Below are 17,366 nucleotides of genomic sequence, written 5' to 3'. Positions count from 1 at the left end.
CTTCATGCCAACCACGCGACGACAATTCCTGAGTATTGCAGGCGGCGCGACGGTCGCCGGAACAATCCCGATCGTCACGCTGCGACCGCTGGAAGCGACGCCCGCGACGCTCAGCACCGCCATCCGCAACGTCGTCGGCGAAGCCCAGATTCGCACCGGCAAGGTCAAGCTCGACATTCCGCCGCTGGTCGAGAACGGCAACACGGTGCCGATGACGGTGAGCGTCGCAAGCCCGATGACCGCGAACGACTACGTCAAGAGCATCCACGTCTTCAACGAGAAGAACCCGCAGCCGAACATCGGCAATTTCTATCTCAACCCCTCCTCCGGCCGCGCCCAGGTCTCGACCCGGATCCGGCTCGCCGACACCCAGAAGGTGGTGGCAATCGCACGGCTGTCCGATGACACGTTCTGGCAGGTCGGCGCCGACATCGTCGTGACGCTGGCCGCCTGCACCGAGGAGATGAACTGATGGCCGCGCTCATCAACGTTCCGGCAAAAGCCAAACGCGGCGATGTCATCGAGATCCGCACGCTGACCTCGCACATCATGGAGACCGGCTTCCGCCACACCGCGGACGGCGCGCTGGTGCCTCGCGACATCATCACGAGTTTTACGTGCCGCTATAATGGCACCGAAGTTTTCCGTGCCGACCTGTTTCCGGCGATCGCGGCCAACCCATATCTCTCCTTCTTCACGGTCGCGAAGGAGAGCGGCAAGTTAGAATTCGAATGGATCGGCGACAACGGCTATTCGTCGACCGCATCGGCCTCGATCACGGTCGAATGATCTTTTGGCACGCGATAGCGGCGGCCACATTGTTGGCCGCGGCCCCTGCCCTGCTCGCCGGCGAGATTCCGCCGGACGCGCGCCGCTCCGGCTATTCGTTCATGGGGCCCGACACGCGCGCGATGCAGGATGACGACACGTCCAATCCGGGCATGCTTTTCGTGCTCGACGGCGAGGCGCTCTGGGCAAAGAAGACCGGCAGCTCCGACAAGGCCTGTGCGGATTGCCATGGCGATGCTCGCAGCAGCATGAAGGGCGTTGCGGCGCGCTATCCGGCATTCGACAAGGTGCTGGCGCGCCCCGTCACCCTCGACCAGCGTATCAACCTCTGCCGCGCCAATCATCAGCAGGCGCCGGCGCTGCCCTACGAGAGCGGCGACCTCCTGGCGCTGTCCGCCTTCGTCGCCCACCAGTCCCGCGGCGTCGCGATCACGGCCGGCGATGATCCGGAGCTGAAGCCTTTCGTGGCACAGGGCCGCGACCTCTTCATGCAGCGCGAGGGCCAACTCAACCTCGCCTGCACCAATTGCCACGACGACAATTTCGACAAGCGTCTTGCGGGCGCGCCGATCACGCAAGGACAGCCGACCGGCTATCCGCTCTACCGCCTGGAGTGGCAGACGCTGGGGTCGATCGAGCGCCGGTTGCGCAGTTGCATGACCGGCGTTCGCGCCCAGGCCTATGATTACGGCGCGCCCGAGCTGGTCGCGCTTGAACTCTACCTGATGTCGCGGGCGCGCGGTCTGCCGATGGAGACGCCTGCCGTGCGTCCCTGAGACCCCAGATTAGGACTAGGCAGGCGTGGCACGGCCGTTAGTATCCCTCCCAAAGAAAATGAATCAGAGGGAGGGATTTGACGTGGCCAACCATAATATCTCGCGCCGCACGCTGTTGACGGGGACCGCCGCGGCTGGCGCGCTCAGCCTGACCGGACTACCGGCACGCGCCGAGGTCAACTGGAAGAAATACGCCGGGACCAAGCTGGAGGTGATCCTCGCCAAGGGTCCGCGCGGCGACAACCTGCAAAAAAACATCAAGGAGTTCACCGAGCTCACCGGCATCCAGGTGGAATCCGAACAGATCCCCGAGCAGCAGCAGCGCCAGAAAGTGGTGATCGAGCTGACCTCGGGCCGGCCGAGCTTCGACGTCGTCCATCTTAGCTATCACGTCCAGAAGCGGCAGTTCGAGAAAGCCGGCTGGCTGGCGGACATGTCGCCCTTTATGAAGGATCCGACGCTGACGGCACCCGATCTCGTCGAGAGCGATTTCTCGGCCGCCGGCCTGCAATACGCCAAGAACGACAAGGGCCAGATGCTGTCGCTGCCCTGGTCGGTCGATTACTTCATCCTCTACTACAACAAGGAGTTGTTCCAGAAGAAGGGCGTCGCCGTCCCCAAGACCCTCGACGAGATGGTCGCGGCCGCCGAAAAACTGACCGACACCAAGGAAGGCACCTACGGTTTCGTCGGACGGGGCCTGCGCAACGCCAACATGACGTTGTGGACCAACTTCTTCCTCGACTATGGCGGCGAATTCCTCGACGCCAAAGGCAACATCCTCACGGACGGCCCCGAGGCGGTCGCGGCGACAAAGCTCTATCAGACGCTGCTGACGAAGGTCGCCCCGCCAGGCGTCGCCGGCTTCAACTGGATGGAGTCGATGGCCTCGTTCACGCAAGGACGTTCGGCGATGTGGATCGACGGCGTCGGCTGGGCGCCGCCGCTGGAGGACCCCGCCGCCTCGCGCGTGGTCGGCAAGGTCGGCTACACCGTCGTGCCGGCCGGACCGAAGGGGCAATATTCGGCCACCTATGGCGACGGCATCGGCATTGCCGCGGCGAGCAAGAACAAGGAAGCCGCCTATCTGCTCTGCCAGTGGGCGGTCTCGAAGCAGCAGGGCGCGCGGCTGTTGCAGGCCGGCGGCGGCGTGCCGTTCCGCAACTCGATCCTCGGCGATCCCGAGGTCCAGAACGGCGTGAAGATGCCCAAGGAGTGGCTGCAGTCGGTGATCGATTCCGCCAAGATCAGCAAGCTCGGCCTTCCCGTCGTGATCCCGGTCGCCGAATTCCGCGATCTCGTCGGCGCGGCCCTCACCTCGACACTATCGGGCGCCGATCCCGCAACCGAGCTGAAGAAGGCTCACGATCAGTACCGGCCGATCCTGGAGCGCAGCGAAAAGGCGTGAGTACATTGACACAATCGACTCCGGCCGCGGCACAGTCTGATGCCGCGCCGGAGAAGGCGTTGCGGCCGCCGTCCTACTGGCCATTCGTGGTGCCGGCGCTGGTCGTCGTGCTCGCGATCATCATCTTCCCGTGGGTCTTCACCATCTGGATGAGCCTGAACGAGTGGAAGGTCGGCTCACCGACCACCTTCGTCGGGTTTTCCAACTATCTGCGGCTGACGAGCGATCCCCGCTTCATCGAAGCGGTGGGCCACACCATGGTCTACACTTTGCTATCGGTGCTGCTGCCGCTGATCCTCGGCACGTTCGCGGCCGTCGTGTTTCATCAGAAGTTCGCCGGCCGCGGCTTTCTGCGCGGTATCTTCATCATGCCGATGATGGCGACCCCCGTCGCGATCGCGCTGGTCTGGACCATGATGTTCCACCCGCAGCTCGGCGTGCTGAACTACCTCTTGTCGCTGGTCGGGATACCCGCGCAGCTCTGGGTCTTCCACCCCGCAACCGTCATTCCCTCGCTCGTGCTGGTCGAGACCTGGCAATGGACGCCGCTGGTCATGCTGATCGTACTCGGCGGCCTCGCCGCGATCCCGACCGAGCCCTATGAAAGCGCGCAGATCGACGGCGCGAGCTTCTGGCAAGTGTTCCGCTTCATCACGCTGCCGCTGATCATGCCGTTCCTGTTCATCGCCGGCATGATCCGCATGATCGACGCCGTGAAGAGTTTCGACATCATCTTCGCGATCACGCAGGGAGGACCGGGCTCGGCGTCGGAGACGATCAACATCTATCTCTACAGCGTCGCCTTCACCTATTACGACCTCGGCTACGGCTCGGCGATCGCGGTGGTGTTCTTCCTCCTCATCGTCGCCCTCGCGGCCGTGATGCTCTATGCCCGCCAGCGCATGCTGTGGACCGAAATTGCGAGCGGCGCATGAACCCAAGTCAGGTCAGCCCAAGTCAAGTCAACCCAAGTCAAATCAACCTACGTCAGGTCATTGGCAGGATCGGTCTGTGGCTCTCGGTGTTCGTCATCGTGTCGCCGGCGATCCTGTTCTTCCTCTGGATGGCGTCGCTGTCGCTCAAGTTCGAGGTCGACAACGCCGCCTACCCGCCGGTGTTCATCCCCGATCGCATCGCCTGGAAGAACTATGCCGACGTGCTCGCTTCCAACCGCTTCCTGACCTATTTCGTCAACAGCCTGATCGTCACCGGCGGCGCGACCACGCTGGCGCTGCTCGTCGGCGTTCCCGCCGGCTACGGCATCGCGCGCATGGCCGCGCACAAATCCGCGATCGTGATCCTGATCGCGCGCATCACGCCCGGCCTGTCCTATTTGATCCCGCTGTTCCTGCTGTTCCAGTGGCTGGGATTGCTCGGCACGCTGGTGCCGCAGATCATCATTCATCTCGTCGTGACGGTGCCGATCGTGATCTGGATCATGATTGGCTATTTCGAGACCACGCCGCTGGAGCTGGAGGAAGCCGCGCTCATCGACGGCGCCACGCGCTGGCAGGTCTTTCGGCACGTCGCCCTGCCGATCGCCAAGCCCGGGATCGCGGTCGCCTTCATCCTCGCCGTGATCTTCTCCTGGAACAATTTTGTGTTCGGCATCGTGCTGGCCGGACGCGAGACGCGCACGCTGCCCGTCGCCGTCTACAACATGATCTCGTTCGACCAATTGAGCTGGGGACCGCTGGCCGCGGCCGCATTGATCGTCACCTTCCCGGTGCTGCTGCTCACAGTGTTCGCCCAGCGGCAGATCGTGGCCGGGCTGACCGCGGGCGCCGTCAAGGGCGGGTAGCAAATAAAGCAGCCGGGCGACACGACATCGCCCGGCTGCGTTTCATGTTTTCCAAGACCTACTCCGCAGGCGCGGCGTGCATCTCCGGATGCGCGGCATAGTGCTCGGTGGCGCCGAGCTTGCTGGCCGCGAACAGTCCCGCCGCCATCACGGCATAAGCGAACGCCACCGCGGGCGTGACGCCGAAGCCACCGCCGATACCGACGGCTTCGCCATGCATGAAGCCGAAGTAAGTGAGCACAGCACCGACCAGCGCGAAGGCCGAGGCCTTCTCGAAGTCGCGCTCGATGATGAAGACGCCGATCGCGCCGAGGATGAGGCCGCCGAGGATGGAGCCGCCGCCCATCACCTCGAGGCCGTGATAGAACACGCCCTGCTGCGGCAGTGCTGCAATCGCGGCCGCCTTGACCGCGTCGGCCTTGTCGGCGGCCATGCCGCCGACGGTCGCCGCCGCCGTCATGGTCGAGCCGAGCATCGTGTCGATCTGGAGCTTGGCCCAGGCGGCAAGATGCGGGGTCAGAGCCAGCACGATCGCAGGCGCGTGCTTGACCGGCGTGGTCTGGAACGCCTGTGCGCCGATCAGCATGCCGATATAGAGCAGGATCGGCGAGATCGCGACCACAGGCACGAGCGCCAGCAGCACCGAGATGATGCCGAACCAGGCCAGCACCACCACCATGATGCCGGTCGCAGCCGAATAGCCGATGCGGCCGCCCATCGCCTTCCAGCCGGGATGCCCGATATAGACGGCGTTGATGAAGGGGTTGCCCATCAGGCAGCCGATCAGGCTGACGACGCCGTCGGCGGTGAGCACTCGCGTGGTCGGATATTCGTCGCCGGCCGCTTCCGCGCTCTCGACATTGTCCATGGCCTCGACGAGGTCGTAGATGCCGAACGGAATGGCGGTGACGAGGATGATGCCGAGGAATTCGAAGCCGGAGAAGACGTAGCCCACCGCCGGGATCGGCACCGAGAAGCCGAAATTGGCAAACGCTGCGCCGACGCCCGCGACGCTCAACCCACCGAGGCCGAGGCCGAACAGGTTCGAGCCCCAGGCGATGACCATGCCGACCGCGATGGCGACGAGGCCGGCAGGAATGCCGCGCCAGTATTTCACGCCGCCGAACCAGCTCACCAGGATGATGGCGAAGCAGACCAGACCAATCTGCGGCGTCATGTACATCTCCAACGCAGGGCGCATCGAGATGAAGGTGACGGAGACGCCGGCGAGCGTGCCGAGCAGCGCGGCGCGCGGCGTGATCTTGCGGATGAACGGTGCGATGAAGCCGCCGATCATCAGGATGAAGCTCTGGAAGAACACCCAGACGAGGCCGGCCGACCAGCCCTTGAGCGGATCACCGGTCTTGATCGTGATCGGCAGCATGATCACGAAGGTGACGATGAACATGTGCGGCACGCTGACGCCCGAAGGCAGTGCGCAGACATCGTTGCGGCCGGTCTTCTGCGCCAGCCGATAGGCGAGATACGCGTAGTAGAAGGTGGAGAGGCACATCATCAGCCCGAGCGCGGGCAGGATGCGGCCGAACACGAGACTATCCGGCATCTTCAGGACGAAGCGCAGCAGGCCCGTGAGCACCAGCATGTTGACGAGGATGTTGGTGCCGAAGCCGAAGAACGCGTTCCAGTCGCCCGATGTCCATAGTGCCGGCTTGAACTCGGACTTGCTCAGATCAGAACTGCCGGCCGTCCCCGTCAATGTGCTCATGATGTTACCCCTATGTGGTCGAAGTCTTCATTGCCTCCAGTACTGCGGCTGAGTCCGCGACCCAGCCGAAGATGCCGCCCTGGGCCTTGATCATCTTCAGGCCCATCTCGTGAAATTCCGGGAAGTAGGATGCGCAGCCGTCCGCGATGACGACGCAGCGATAGCCGCGGTCATTGGCCTCGCGAACGGTCGTGTTGACGCACACTTCCGTGGTGACGCCGCACACCAGAAGATTCTCGATGCCGTATTTCTCCAGCACGTCCGTGAGCTCGGTGGCGTAGAACGCGCCCTTGCCGGGCTTGTCGATCACCACCTCGCTGTCGAGCGGATAGAGCTCGGGAATGATGTCGTGGCCGGCTTCGCCGCGAATGAGGATGCGGCCCATCGGACCGGGATCGCCGATACGCAAGGACGGCGCGCCGCGCTCGACCTTTGCGGGCGGCGCATCGGAGAGATCGGGCAGATGGCCCTCGCGCGTGTGGATCACCAGCATGCCGGTGTCACGCGCCGCCTTCAGCACCGCGCCGATCGGCTTCACCGCGCGCGCGAGCTGGCTGACATCGTTGCCCAGCGTCTCGCCGAAGCCGCCCGGCTCCATGAAATCCCGCTGCATGTCGATGATGAGAAGCGCGGTGGCAGGCCAGTCGAGCCTGATCGGCTCGGGCTCGGCGCTGATGACGCCCAGTGTCGGCTTGGTCGAGTTCAACATGACTCAAGGCCCCCGCGAGAACTCTCTTCGCCAGGAGTTCTGCAAACGCCGTGCCATTGTGTACAATTGAGATCGGGAGGACCGCGCGAGGAAATTTGCTGCGCTGTCAGAATGTTATCGGAAAAGCACGCGCCTGCTTATTCGCTGTGCGACGACTTTGCGACGTGCATTTGCTTAAAGGATGAGCGCTCTCCGTCGTCATTCCGGGGCGACGCGAAGCGTCGAGCCCGGAATCCATGGGGCTGCAGCACGCGAGGTGAAATGGATTCTCTGATGCGCAATTGCGCATCATAGCTCGCGCGACGCGCGCCCCGGAATGACGAGGGAGTGTGTGGCGACGCCTTGCCCCTACCGCCCCGCGCCGTACAGCTGCCGATACTCCATCTCATACGGCGCATACGAATCCTTCAGCGTCGCCATGTTGAGCAGCATGGTGGCCACCACCGCGCCCGCCTTGTCGAACACCCGCGTCTTGATCCAGGCGCTCTCGGTGCGGCGGCTGCCGGAGAGCGCGACGACCTCACGCTCGACTTCGTATGCCTCATCGACGAAGAGCGGTCCCTTGATCAGCCTGATCTCCTGGTCCGCGAACAGGCCGACCGCCGGCCCCTTCGCCGGCAACGGATCGTCCTTGGAGCGGTACTGGAGGAGTACGCTCAACATCTCCATCGGGATGATCGCGCTGCCCCACGGATTGTCGGCGCCGGAATAATACGGCGAGTTCTCGGTGATGACGGCGAGCTTCTGCCTCAGGGAGAACGGATAGAGGTCGCCCATGTTCTGGTCGAACGCCATCCGTACCGCCTGCCGCCTGGTGGTCTGCGCCACCTTCACGTCGCGCAGGATCACGGGATCGGTGAGTGGCTTGAGCTCGGTGAGGCGCGCCTCGAGCGCGGTCGCCGCGTGCGGTTCGCCGACCGAGGCCGTGCCCCGCAGCACCTCGGTGCCGTCGCGCTTGACCATCTGGATCTGGCACTGGCTCGTGCCGGGCAGCGGCTTCGACAGCATCGCCTGCACCTCCTCGCCTTCGAAGCAGGCGTTGCGGTAATGCGCGGACAGGCAACCGCTTTCGAACCAGGCCTGCCCCCACAGCCGCGCGCCGAGCGGGGCGAACTGGCTGAAATGCGTCGGGCCTTCGATGGTGCCGCCCTTGAAGCCGAGCTTCTGCGCGGTGGCATCGTCGTAGATCGAGGCGTGCGCGTCGTAGACTTGCGCGTGCAGCATCTGGCGCGGCTGGCGCCACGGGCCAATCAGCGCCTCGGGCGTCTCTGTCATCTCGGTGTCGAATGCGTTTGCAGCCATGGTGTCCTCCACAGGCAGCCATGACTAGCAGGAGCGCCACGGATGCGGCTAGCCGTATTGACTTCGCCGGCCCATGCTCTTGACTGTCACAATTCGCGTCGCGCCGCCGCACTCCCTCCCGCAGCGCAAACCCCCACGCCGAACGAGAGACGAGGACTCCTGAAATGACGCTGATGCAGGTCGAGCTGGACGACAAATACCGGCTCGAATCGAAGCGGATCTTCCTGTCCGGCACGCAGGCGCTGGTTCGGTTGCCCATGTTGCAGCGCGAACGCGACCGGCTCCAGGGCCTCAACACCGGCGGCTTCATCTCGGGCTATCGCGGTTCCCCGCTCGGCATGTACGACCACGCGCTGTGGCGCGCGAAGTCGCACCTCCAGCAGCACGACATCGCCTTCGTCCCCGGCCTGAACGAGGACCTGGCTGCGACCGCCGTCTGGGGCAGCCAGCAGGTCGGCCTGTTCCCCGGCGCCAAGGTCGATGGCGTGTTCGGCATCTGGTACGGCAAGGGCCCGGGCGTCGACCGCTCGGTCGACGCGCTCAAACATGCGAATGCGGCCGGCACCTCGCTCAACGGCGGCGTGCTCGCGCTTGCCGGCGACGACCATGGCTGCCAGTCCTCGACGCTGGCGCATCAGAGCGAGCAGGTGTTCGCGGCGGCGCTGATCCCCGTGATCAATCCGGCGACGCTCCAGGACTATCTCGACCTCGGCCTCTATGGCTTTGCGCTGTCGCGCTTCTCAGGCTGCTGGGTCGGCTTCAAGGCGATCAGCGAGACAGTGGAAAGCTCGGCCTCAATCGACAGCGATCCAGAGCGCATCCGGATCAAGCTGCCCGACGATTTCGAGATGCCGCCCGGCGGCCTCAACATCCGCTGGCCCGATCCGCCGCTGGACGCCGAGAGACGTCTGTTCGGCCCGAAGATGGCCGCCGTGCAGGCCTTTGCCCGCGCCAACCAGCTCGACCGTATCGTGCTCGATTCAAAGCCCGCCCGGCTCGGCATCGTCGCGACCGGCAAGGCCTATCTCGATCTGCGCCAGGCGCTGGCCGATTTGGGCATCACCGACAAGGACGCGCAGGATCTCGGCCTTCGTATCTACAAGGTCGCACTGACCTGGCCGCTGGAAGAGAGCGGCGCCAAACGTTTCGCCGAAGGTCTTCAGGACGTGCTGGTGGTCGAGGAGAAGCGCGGCTTCATCGAAGACCAGCTGATGCGCATCCTCTACAACATCGATGCGTCGAGGCGGCCGACCGTCACCGGCAAGCGCGACGAGCGCGGCGCGCCGCTGTTGCCGAGCGAAGGCGAACTGACGCCGACCATCGTCGCGGGCGCGCTGGTGGCGCGCTTGCGAAAGCTCGGCCATCACAGCCCGGTGCTGGAGCAGCGCCTCGCGCGGCTCGAGGCCTTCGACAATCCCGTCACATCAAGCACGCAGATCAAGCTCGCGCGCACGCCATTCTTCTGCTCGGGCTGCCCGCACAACTCCTCGACGCGCGTGCCCGAGGGAAGCCGCGCCATGGCCGGCATCGGCTGCCACGGCATGGCCCTGAGCATGCCGACCCGCCGCACCGATCTGATCTCGCATATGGGCGCCGAGGGCGTGAACTGGATCGGCCAGTCGCCCTTCACCACCGAGAAGCACATTTTTCAGAACCTCGGCGACGGTACCTACACCCATTCCGGACTTCTCGCCCTTCGCGCGGCTTCCGCCGCCGGCATCAACATCACCTACAAGATCCTCTACAACGACGCGGTCGCGATGACCGGCGGCCAGCCGGCCGAAGGCGCCTTCAACGTCGCGCAGATTGCGCATCAGGTCTGGGCCGAGGGTGTCAAGCGCCTCGCGATCGTCTCCGACGACCCGAGCAAGTACCCGCAAGGAAACTACTTCCCGCAAGGCGCGACCATCCATCACCGCCGCGAGCTCGATGCCGTGCAGCGCGAGCTGCGTGACATCAAGGGCCTCACGGTCGTGATCTACGACCAGACCTGCGCCGCCGAAAAGCGCCGCCGCCGCAAGCGCGGGCTCTATCCCGATCCCGCCAAGCGCGCCTTCATCAACGAGCTCGTCTGCGAAGGCTGCGGCGATTGCTCGCAGGCCTCCAACTGCGTCTCGGTGCAGCCGCTGGAGACCGAGTTCGGCCGCAAGCGCCAGATCGACCAGTCGAACTGCAACAAGGATTTTTCCTGCGTCGAAGGTTTTTGCCCGAGCTTTGTCACCGTGCATGGCGGCAGCCTGAAGCGGATGAAGACGTCGGCGGTCGATTCCGGACAGTTGTTCGCCGACCTGCCGCTGCCTCCTGCCCGCGAGCTCGAGGCGCCGTACAACATCCTCGTCACCGGCATCGGCGGCACCGGCGTCATCACCATCGGCGCGCTGCTCGGCATGGCCGCCCATGTCGACGGCCGCGGCTGCTCAGCGCTCGACTTCACCGGCCTGTCGCAGAAGAACGGCGCGGTGATGAGCCATGTGCGCATCGCACAGAGGCCGGAGGACATCTCTGCCGTCCGCATCACCACCGGCGGCGCCGACGTCATTCTCGGCTGCGACATGATCGTCTCGGCAGGTCCCTCCGCGCTCAGCCGTGCCGAACGCGGTGTGACCAAAGCCTACATCAATGCCGACCTGCAACCGACCGCGAGCTTCGTGCAAAATCCCGATCTCGACTTCGAGATGGGCACGATGCAGACCGTGCTGCGTGACGCCGTCGGCGACAAGAACCTCGACATCATCGACGCGACAGGCATTGCCTCGGCCCTGATGGGCGACTCGATCGCGACCAATCCCTTCATGCTCGGCTTCGCCTTCCAGAAGGGCGCGATCCCGCTGTCGCTGGGGGCCCTTCTCCGCGCCATCGAGATCAACGGCGCCGCGATCGAGATGAACAAGCTCGCCTTCACCTGGGGACGGCTGGCCGCCCACGACATGTCGCGCGTGCGCAGCGTCCTCCAGTTCAAGAGCCGCGCTTCCGCGCCGACGAAGTCGCTCGACGACGTGATCGCGACCCGCGCGGAGTTTCTGACCGGCTATCAGGACAAGGCCTACGCCGACCGCTACCGCACGGCCGTCGCCAAGGTGCGCAAGGCGGAAAGGGCCGCCTCGCCCGCGTCCACCGAGCTGACCGAGGTGGTCGCGAAGAACCTGTTCAAGCTGATGGCCTACAAGGACGAGTACGAGGTGGCGCGGCTCTATACCGACGGCAGCTTTGCCAAGAAGGTGTCGGAGAAGTTCGACGGCGACTTCACGCTGAAATACCACCTCGCCCCGCCGATCTTCGCGCAGCGCGACAAGACGACCGGACACCTTCAGAAGAAGGAGTTCGGCGGCTGGATGATCCACGCCTTCCGCCTACTCGCCAAGCTGAAGGTCCTGCGCGGCGGCGCGTTCGACCCGTTCGGCCGCACCGAGGAGCGCCGGACCGAGCGGAGGCTGGTCGCGGATTATCTCGTCATGATCGACCAGCGGATGGCTGGGCTGAAGGCGGAGCAGATCCCGCTGCTGGCGCGGCTCGCCCGCGTGCCCGAGACGATCCGCGGCTTCGGCCACGTCAAGGAAGCCAACATCAAGCTGGCGGCGGCCGAGACAGCCCGGCTGGAGGCCGAGCTGGAGAACAGCCGCTTTGCCGCGGCTGCGGAGTAGGAGAAGGCGGGTGCACGTTCCCGGTGTCATCGCCCGGCTCGACCGGGCGATCCAGTACTCCGAGACGGTTGTGGCTCAATCGATAGGCCCCGGCGTACTGGATTCCCCGCCTTCGCGGGGAATGACAGCGGTGGAGATGGTTAGACGGGAGTCCCTGCAACCGCAGACGTCGCTGTCATCACACTCCCCTCCGCCAGATGCCGCCCCGCGATATACCCGAACGTCAGCGCCGGCCCCAGCGTGATGCCCGGTCCCGGATAATTGCCGTTCATGATCGACCCCATGTCGTTGCCGCAGGCGTAGAGCCCCGCGACCGGCGTACTGTCCTCGCGCAGCACGCGGGCCTGGGCATCCACCTTCATGCCGATGGCGGTGCCGAGATCGGCCGGATGGATGCGCATCGCGAAGAACGGCGCGCGGAGGATCGGCGCGACGCAGGGATTGGGCTTGTGCGTGGCTTCGCCGAGGTGGCGCTGATAGATGGTGCTGCCGCGACCGAATTCGGGATCGCGGCCCTGCTTCGCATCAACGTTGTAACCTGCGATCGTCGTCGTGAGCACGGACGGATCGACGCCGATCTTGGCCGCGAGCTGCGCGATGTCGGGAGCCTTGAGCAACTCGCCGCTCGCCACATGGCGCCGGAGGTTGAGCGTAAACGGCTTGATGCGACCGAGGCCATAGCTCCACAGGAACCGACGGTCGCAGACGAGATAAAACGGCCGATCCGGCTCGCCATTGCTGTCGCGCAACATCGCCAGCACGAACTCATGGTGGGACTGCGCCTCGTTGACGAAGCGACGGCCGGCCGCGTTGATGGCGATCACGCCGGGCTTGGCGCGGTCCGTCACCGTATGTGGAAAAACGCCACGGCTGCCATCGGCGCGACGGAACAGCGAGGCCGGCACCCAATAGGCCGGGCTCGTCGCCTCCGTGTTGAGCGCGGCACCGGCCGTGGTTGCAAGCCGGAGCCCGTCGCCCGTGACAGCGGTGCTGGCCGCCGAGACGAAACCGGCCGCGGCCGGGAAGAAGCGTTTGCGCAACACAGCGTCGTGCGAAAAGCCGCCGGTAGCAACCACCACGCCGCGGCGCGCGGCGATCAGGCGGTCACGGGAGCCGTGGCGGATGACAACGCCGCCGACGCGATCGCCCTGCATCGACAAGTCTTCGACATCGGCGCAGAAGAGAATCTCGACCTGACGCGCCAGCAGCGAGGCATAGAGCCGCGCCGCGAGCGCATTGCCGAGATGCAGCGTCGTACCGCGCCGATTGCGCAGCCGCTGCAACGCGTACTCGGAAACCAGCCGCGCCGCGCGCAGGGTCGAACGCAGCGATTTTCCGGCCCGGCGCAGATGCGGGATGTCGAGGCCATTGACCATCATCCCGCCCAACATCGTGAACTCCGGCAGCGGCGCGCGCAGCCGCGCGAAATGCGCGCCGAGCCGGGTGCCGTCGAAAGCGACCGGCTCGAGCACGCGCCCGCCTGATGTCGCGCCCAGCCGCTCCGGATAACAGTCCGGACAGGCTTTCACCGGCTCGAGGCGAACCTCGGTGTTGGCTTCGAGATAGGCGACCGCCTCCGGCCCGCGCGCGAGGAAGGCGGCGCGCAAGCCGGCATTGGCAGGCTCCGGCACGGTGCTCGACAGATACCGGACCGCGTCCGTGATGCTGTCGGACAGCCCTACGTCCTTCATCTTGGGATTGGCGGGGATCCAGACCATGCCGTCGCACCAGGCGGTGGTGCCGCCGACGAACGCCGTCTTCTCGATCACCAGCACGCGCAAGCCTTCAGCGGCGGCAACGGCCGCAGCCGTCATGCCACCGGCACCGGCGCCGACGACAATGACATCGTAGGTCTCATGCGCCGGCATCATGCGGCAAGGGTCCGGGAACGAGGCATGACACCGTCATACCTCGCCCGGAGGCACCAACGCTAGCGCGCCGGCTTGCGTTCGATCGGGTCGATATCGATCGCCCGCAGGCGGCCGAGCCGCAGCACGTCCATGGCGAGCCGGTGACCGATCCGGTCGCGGTCGAGCACGCGGATCAGATCGTCGACGCCGTTGATATCGACGCCGTCGAGCTTGATGACGACGTCGCCGGGCAACAGGCCCGCCTTCGCCGCCGGTCCGTCGGGCTCGATCTGCATCAAGAGCGCGCCCATCTTGTTGTCGACACCGGCCAGCACCGCGTGCCGCCGTGGCACCGGTGCAGTCTGCCCGGCGACGCCGATATAGGCGCGGCGGACATAGCCGTGGCGGATGATCTCCGACAGCACGAACTGCGCGGTGTTGCTGGCAACCGCGAAGCAGATGCCTTGCGCGCCGTTGATGATGGCGGTGTTGATGCCGATCACCTCGGCATTCGACGACACCAGCGGCCCGCCGGAATTGCCGGGGTTGAGCGCGGCATCGGTCTGGATCACGTCCTCGATGGTGCGGCCGCTCACGGAGCGGATCGAGCGCCCCAGCGCCGAGACCACGCCGGCGGTCACGGTCGACTCGAAGCCGAGCGGATTGCCGATCGCGATCACGAGCTGGCCGCGCCGCAGGGTCTTGGAGTTGCCGAGCGCTGCATAGGGCAAGTCGCGGACGCCGTTGGCGCGCAGCAGCGCCAGATCGGTGTCGGGGTCGACGCCGAGCACCCGGGCCTCACCGACGTTACCCTCGACGTCCCGCAGCCGGATCTCCTTGGAGGAACCGACCACATGGCTGTTGGTGAGAACCAGCCCGTCCGGCGAGATCACGATGCCGGAGCCGAGCCCGCCGCGCTCGCGGCTGTTCGGCACCTTTGGCCCGGTCTCGACGCGCACGACGGCGGGACCGACACGGTCGGTCACGTCGATCACGGCGTTGGAATAGGCGTCCAGCAGGGCCCGGTCATCGACCGGAGCAGACGCAGTCGCTCGCGATGACGCGGCGTCATCGACGATGTCTGAGGTAAAATCCAACATGGCAAGAGTCCTTGAGGCTCACACAGATGGTGGCCTGTTCCTGCCAGCGCAAGTGGCCCGCCTGGGGCGCAAGGCTGGGCTGCCAGCGCTTGACTACCAAGGTGGCTAGGGCGCGCGCCGCAGCGTGCCCGCCCTCGCCTTGACCGGATCGAGCAGCGACCAGTCGCCGTCCGGGAGCACGTAGCCCTTGGGGAACGGCGCGCGCAGCTCGAGCCCGAGCGAGCGCAGCACCCGGTCGTCACGGTAGTAGCATTGCAGGACGACGCGGACGAGCGTTGCGGCAGCCGCACCGCCGGAACTCCGAAACTCCTGCGCCACCGCATCGCGCCTGGCGGCATCGAGCTCGGCGAGCGGTTGCCGTGCGAGCCGGGCCAGATGATCCAGCGCCGCCGCCACCAATTTGGTGTCGCGGCCCAGCGTCGTCAGAACATCGGTCTGGATCGCGGGGTCGTCGGCGCCGGGCACCTTGTACTCGTCGCTGGCGGGCACGATCATCGCTGCGATGGTGCGGAGGTCGTTGCATTGGACGCGCGTGAGTTGATTGTCTGCGGACATGACGGCCTCAGTCGAACAAGTTTGCGAGGCGCTGCTTCATCTGGTCGGCGATGTAGAGCGCGAGGGCCTGGATGGTGGACGTCGGATTCACGCCGCCCGAGGTGACGAAGATGCTGCCGTCGACGATGAAGAGATTTTTCACGTCGTGCGTGCGGCCCCATTCGTTCACGACGGAGCGTTCGGGCTCGGTGCCCATCCGCGCGGTGCCGAGCAGATGCCAGCCGCCCCACGGGATCGGCGAGTTGACGCAGATGTCGGTCGCCCCCGCCAATTCCAGAACTTCGCGGCCGCGGGCGAGCGCATGCTCCATCATCTTCCGGCTGTTCTCGCTGATCGTGTAGTCGATCCTCGGCGCGGGAATGCCGTGGCTGTCCTTCATGACGGGATCGAGCGTGACGCGATTGTGCTCCTCCGGCAGGTCCTCGCAGATCGCGGAGAATCCCAGCCGATGGCCGTTGAGCTTGCGGAAGACGCGGTGATGATCCGCGCCCCATGGCAAAATGCCTTTCTGTTCGCTGACGACGGCCTCGAACACCGGTCCTGCCCCGCGCACGAACTGGACGCCGTAGCCGCGCACGAAGCCGCGCGACAGGTCGGTGTCATACCACTCCTTGCTCCACAGGCAGGTCGGCGGCGCGCGGTTGCTATCGGTCGGCTCCTTCACGTAGCCGTAGATCTGCGCATAGGGATGGAACATCAGGTTCTTGCCGACGAGGCCCGACGAATTGGCAAGACCGTGCGGGAAGCGGTTGGATGCCGAGTTGAGCAGCAGCCGCGGCGTGCCGACGCCGTTGCAGGCGATGATCACGACATGCGCCGGCTGGAACTGCTCGACGCCGTCCTTGTCGTAATAGACCACGCCCGAGGCCATGCCGTTCTCGTCGGTGGTGATCTCGCGCACCCGGCAATACGTGCGCAGCTCGACGCCGGCACGGATCGCCTGCGGCCAATAGGTAATGTCGGTCGAGGATTTTGCGCCTTGGGCGCAGGCCGGCGTGCAATGGCCGAGATTGATGCAGCGCGCGCGGCCCTCATAGTCGGTGGTCGCGACCGTCGTGTCCGACGGCCACCAGTGCCAGCCAAGCTTGTTCATGGCCTTGCCGATGATCGCGCCGGACAATCCCATCGGCTGCTGCGGCATCGGCGGATGCGTCAACGGCGACAGCGGATCGCCCGATAGCCCGGACGTGCCCATGATGCGATCGTTCTCTTCGAAAAACGGCGTCAGCGCGTCGTAGTCGATCGGCCAGTCGTCGGCGACGCCGTCGAGCGTCTTCACCTTGAAATCGGAGGGATGGAGCCGCGGCCAGTGCGCGGTGTACATCACCGTCGAGCCGCCGACCGCGTTGTAGTTGACGACCTTGATCGGCGAATTGTCGTCGTTGATCGGATAGTCCTCGGGCCGACCGCGGACATTCGGGCTCGACGACCACTCGCCGTAGAACTTGGCCTCCCAGTCGCGGCCCGTGCTGGGATATTCCGCCGGGTTCATCCAGCCGCCCTGCTCCAGGCAGAGGATGTGCATCTTGGTCTCGGCCAGCGACCACGCGATCGCGGCACCTGAAGCGCCGGCGCCGATGATCAGGACGTCCACGGGGTCTTTCATCGAAACTACTTCCTCCCGCCCTCGCCGCTTCAAGGGCGATTCGGCCTGCGCAGGTTTTTGATCGTGCCGAACGATAGGGGCAGACCGGCCGGTCAGTAAAGGC

At 65.4% G+C, this 17,366-nt stretch carries 14 protein-coding genes; 7 read left to right on the top strand and 7 right to left on the bottom strand.

All coding sequences use genetic code 11. The features are described from left to right. Positions 1–4 precede the first annotated feature (4 nt). From OWC48_RS27225 to OWC48_RS27200, 6 genes are read left to right on the top strand one after another with little or no spacing between them, the layout of a single operon-like run. Entirely contained in the window at positions 5–472 is a 468-nt protein-coding gene (locus OWC48_RS27225; protein ID WP_282522734.1) for a SoxY-related AACIE arm protein, read from the top strand. Next, a complete protein-coding gene (soxZ, locus tag OWC48_RS27220) occupies positions 472–789 on the top strand; it encodes a thiosulfate oxidation carrier complex protein SoxZ (RefSeq protein ID WP_282522733.1) in 318 nt (105 codons plus the stop codon). The genes OWC48_RS27225 and soxZ overlap by 1 nt, the downstream gene beginning before the upstream one ends. Then, positions 786–1,565 carry a sulfur oxidation c-type cytochrome SoxA gene (gene soxA, locus OWC48_RS27215; protein WP_282522732.1) on the top strand — a complete coding sequence of 260 codons (780 nt, stop codon included), beginning with the start codon at positions 786–788 and terminating at the stop codon, positions 1,563–1,565. The genes soxZ and soxA overlap by 4 nt, the downstream gene beginning before the upstream one ends. A gap of 58 nt (positions 1,566–1,623) precedes the next feature. Then, complete coding sequence (locus OWC48_RS27210) at positions 1,624–2,973, top strand: ABC transporter substrate-binding protein (protein ID WP_282522731.1); 1,350 nt, start codon at positions 1,624–1,626, stop codon at positions 2,971–2,973. Further along, a complete protein-coding gene (locus tag OWC48_RS27205; RefSeq protein WP_282522730.1) occupies positions 2,970–3,908 on the top strand; it encodes a carbohydrate ABC transporter permease in 939 nt (312 codons plus the stop codon). Before OWC48_RS27210 ends, OWC48_RS27205 begins: the two co-directional genes overlap by 4 nt. Beyond that, positions 3,905–4,774, top strand: a complete 870-nt coding sequence (locus OWC48_RS27200; protein WP_306664494.1) for a carbohydrate ABC transporter permease — start codon at positions 3,905–3,907, stop codon at positions 4,772–4,774. The genes OWC48_RS27205 and OWC48_RS27200 overlap by 4 nt, the downstream gene beginning before the upstream one ends. Positions 4,775–4,832: 58 nt before the next feature. Here OWC48_RS27200 and OWC48_RS27195 read toward each other — a convergent pair whose 3' ends face one another. The 3 genes from OWC48_RS27195 to OWC48_RS27185 all read right to left on the bottom strand — a co-directional run bounded on the left by OWC48_RS27195 (position 4,833) and on the right by OWC48_RS27185 (position 8,511). Next, the gene (locus OWC48_RS27195; protein ID WP_282522729.1) at positions 4,833–6,500 is read right to left on the bottom strand and encodes a regulator; all 1,668 of its coding nucleotides are present in this window, start codon (positions 6,498–6,500) and stop codon (positions 4,833–4,835) included. A gap of 10 nt (positions 6,501–6,510) precedes the next feature. Further along, positions 6,511–7,209 (bottom strand): cysteine hydrolase family protein, encoded by a 699-nt coding sequence (locus OWC48_RS27190; protein ID WP_282522728.1) that lies wholly within the window; start codon positions 7,207–7,209, stop codon positions 6,511–6,513. Between the two features lie 348 nt (positions 7,210–7,557). Then, positions 7,558–8,511: a hypothetical protein gene (locus OWC48_RS27185; protein WP_282522727.1), complete on the bottom strand. Its 954-nt coding sequence runs from the start codon at positions 8,509–8,511 to the stop codon at positions 7,558–7,560. Between the two features lie 164 nt (positions 8,512–8,675). On the opposite strand from OWC48_RS27185, the gene OWC48_RS27180 reads away from it, so the two are divergent. After that, positions 8,676–12,152 carry an indolepyruvate ferredoxin oxidoreductase family protein gene (locus OWC48_RS27180; RefSeq protein WP_282522726.1) on the top strand — a complete coding sequence of 1,159 codons (3,477 nt, stop codon included), beginning with the start codon at positions 8,676–8,678 and terminating at the stop codon, positions 12,150–12,152. Positions 12,153–12,292: 140 nt separating this feature from the next. On the opposite strand, the gene OWC48_RS27175 is transcribed toward OWC48_RS27180, so the two are convergent. The 4 genes from OWC48_RS27175 to OWC48_RS27160 form a co-directional block, all read right to left on the bottom strand. Then, entirely contained in the window at positions 12,293–14,023 is a 1,731-nt protein-coding gene (locus tag OWC48_RS27175) for an FAD-dependent oxidoreductase (protein ID WP_282522725.1), read from the bottom strand. A 59-nt stretch (positions 14,024–14,082) separates the two neighbouring features. Continuing rightward, positions 14,083–15,102: a S1C family serine protease gene (locus OWC48_RS27170; RefSeq protein WP_282522724.1), complete on the bottom strand. Its 1,020-nt coding sequence runs from the start codon at positions 15,100–15,102 to the stop codon at positions 14,083–14,085. A gap of 105 nt (positions 15,103–15,207) precedes the next feature. Continuing rightward, a complete protein-coding gene (locus OWC48_RS27165) occupies positions 15,208–15,657 on the bottom strand; it encodes a hypothetical protein (RefSeq protein WP_282522723.1) in 450 nt (149 codons plus the stop codon). A gap of 7 nt (positions 15,658–15,664) precedes the next feature. After that, positions 15,665–17,263 carry a GMC family oxidoreductase gene (locus OWC48_RS27160; protein ID WP_282522722.1) on the bottom strand — a complete coding sequence of 533 codons (1,599 nt, stop codon included), beginning with the start codon at positions 17,261–17,263 and terminating at the stop codon, positions 15,665–15,667. Positions 17,264–17,366: the final 103 nt, after the last annotated feature.

The organism is Bradyrhizobium sp. Arg816, from assembly GCF_029989365.1.
Taxonomy (GTDB): domain Bacteria; phylum Pseudomonadota; class Alphaproteobacteria; order Rhizobiales; family Xanthobacteraceae; genus Bradyrhizobium.
The sequence above is the reverse complement of the archived record's forward strand: the minus strand, read 5'-3'. Positions and strand labels throughout refer to the sequence as shown.

Bases quoted from the DNA above. Each gene is read 5' to 3' on its own strand.
- OWC48_RS27225 (WP_282522734.1), top strand. From the start codon at position 5: ATGCCAACCACGCGACGACAATTCCTGAGTATTGCAGGCGGCGCGACG.
- OWC48_RS27170 (WP_282522724.1), bottom strand. From the start codon at position 15,102: ATGTTGGATTTTACCTCAGACATCGTCGATGACGCCGCGTCATCGCGA.
- soxA (WP_282522732.1), top strand. From the start codon at position 786: ATGATCTTTTGGCACGCGATAGCGGCGGCCACATTGTTGGCCGCGGCC.
- OWC48_RS27165 (WP_282522723.1), bottom strand. From the start codon at position 15,657: ATGTCCGCAGACAATCAACTCACGCGCGTCCAATGCAACGACCTCCGC.
- soxZ (WP_282522733.1), top strand. From the start codon at position 472: ATGGCCGCGCTCATCAACGTTCCGGCAAAAGCCAAACGCGGCGATGTC.
- OWC48_RS27210 (WP_282522731.1), top strand. From the start codon at position 1,624: ATGAATCAGAGGGAGGGATTTGACGTGGCCAACCATAATATCTCGCGC.
- OWC48_RS27195 (WP_282522729.1), bottom strand. From the start codon at position 6,500: ATGAGCACATTGACGGGGACGGCCGGCAGTTCTGATCTGAGCAAGTCC.
- OWC48_RS27180 (WP_282522726.1), top strand. From the start codon at position 8,676: ATGACGCTGATGCAGGTCGAGCTGGACGACAAATACCGGCTCGAATCG.
- OWC48_RS27190 (WP_282522728.1), bottom strand. From the start codon at position 7,209: ATGTTGAACTCGACCAAGCCGACACTGGGCGTCATCAGCGCCGAGCCC.
- OWC48_RS27200 (WP_306664494.1), top strand. From the start codon at position 3,905: ATGAACCCAAGTCAGGTCAGCCCAAGTCAAGTCAACCCAAGTCAAATC.
- OWC48_RS27160 (WP_282522722.1), bottom strand. From the start codon at position 17,263: ATGAAAGACCCCGTGGACGTCCTGATCATCGGCGCCGGCGCTTCAGGT.
- OWC48_RS27175 (WP_282522725.1), bottom strand. From the start codon at position 14,023: ATGATGCCGGCGCATGAGACCTACGATGTCATTGTCGTCGGCGCCGGT.
- OWC48_RS27185 (WP_282522727.1), bottom strand. From the start codon at position 8,511: ATGGCTGCAAACGCATTCGACACCGAGATGACAGAGACGCCCGAGGCG.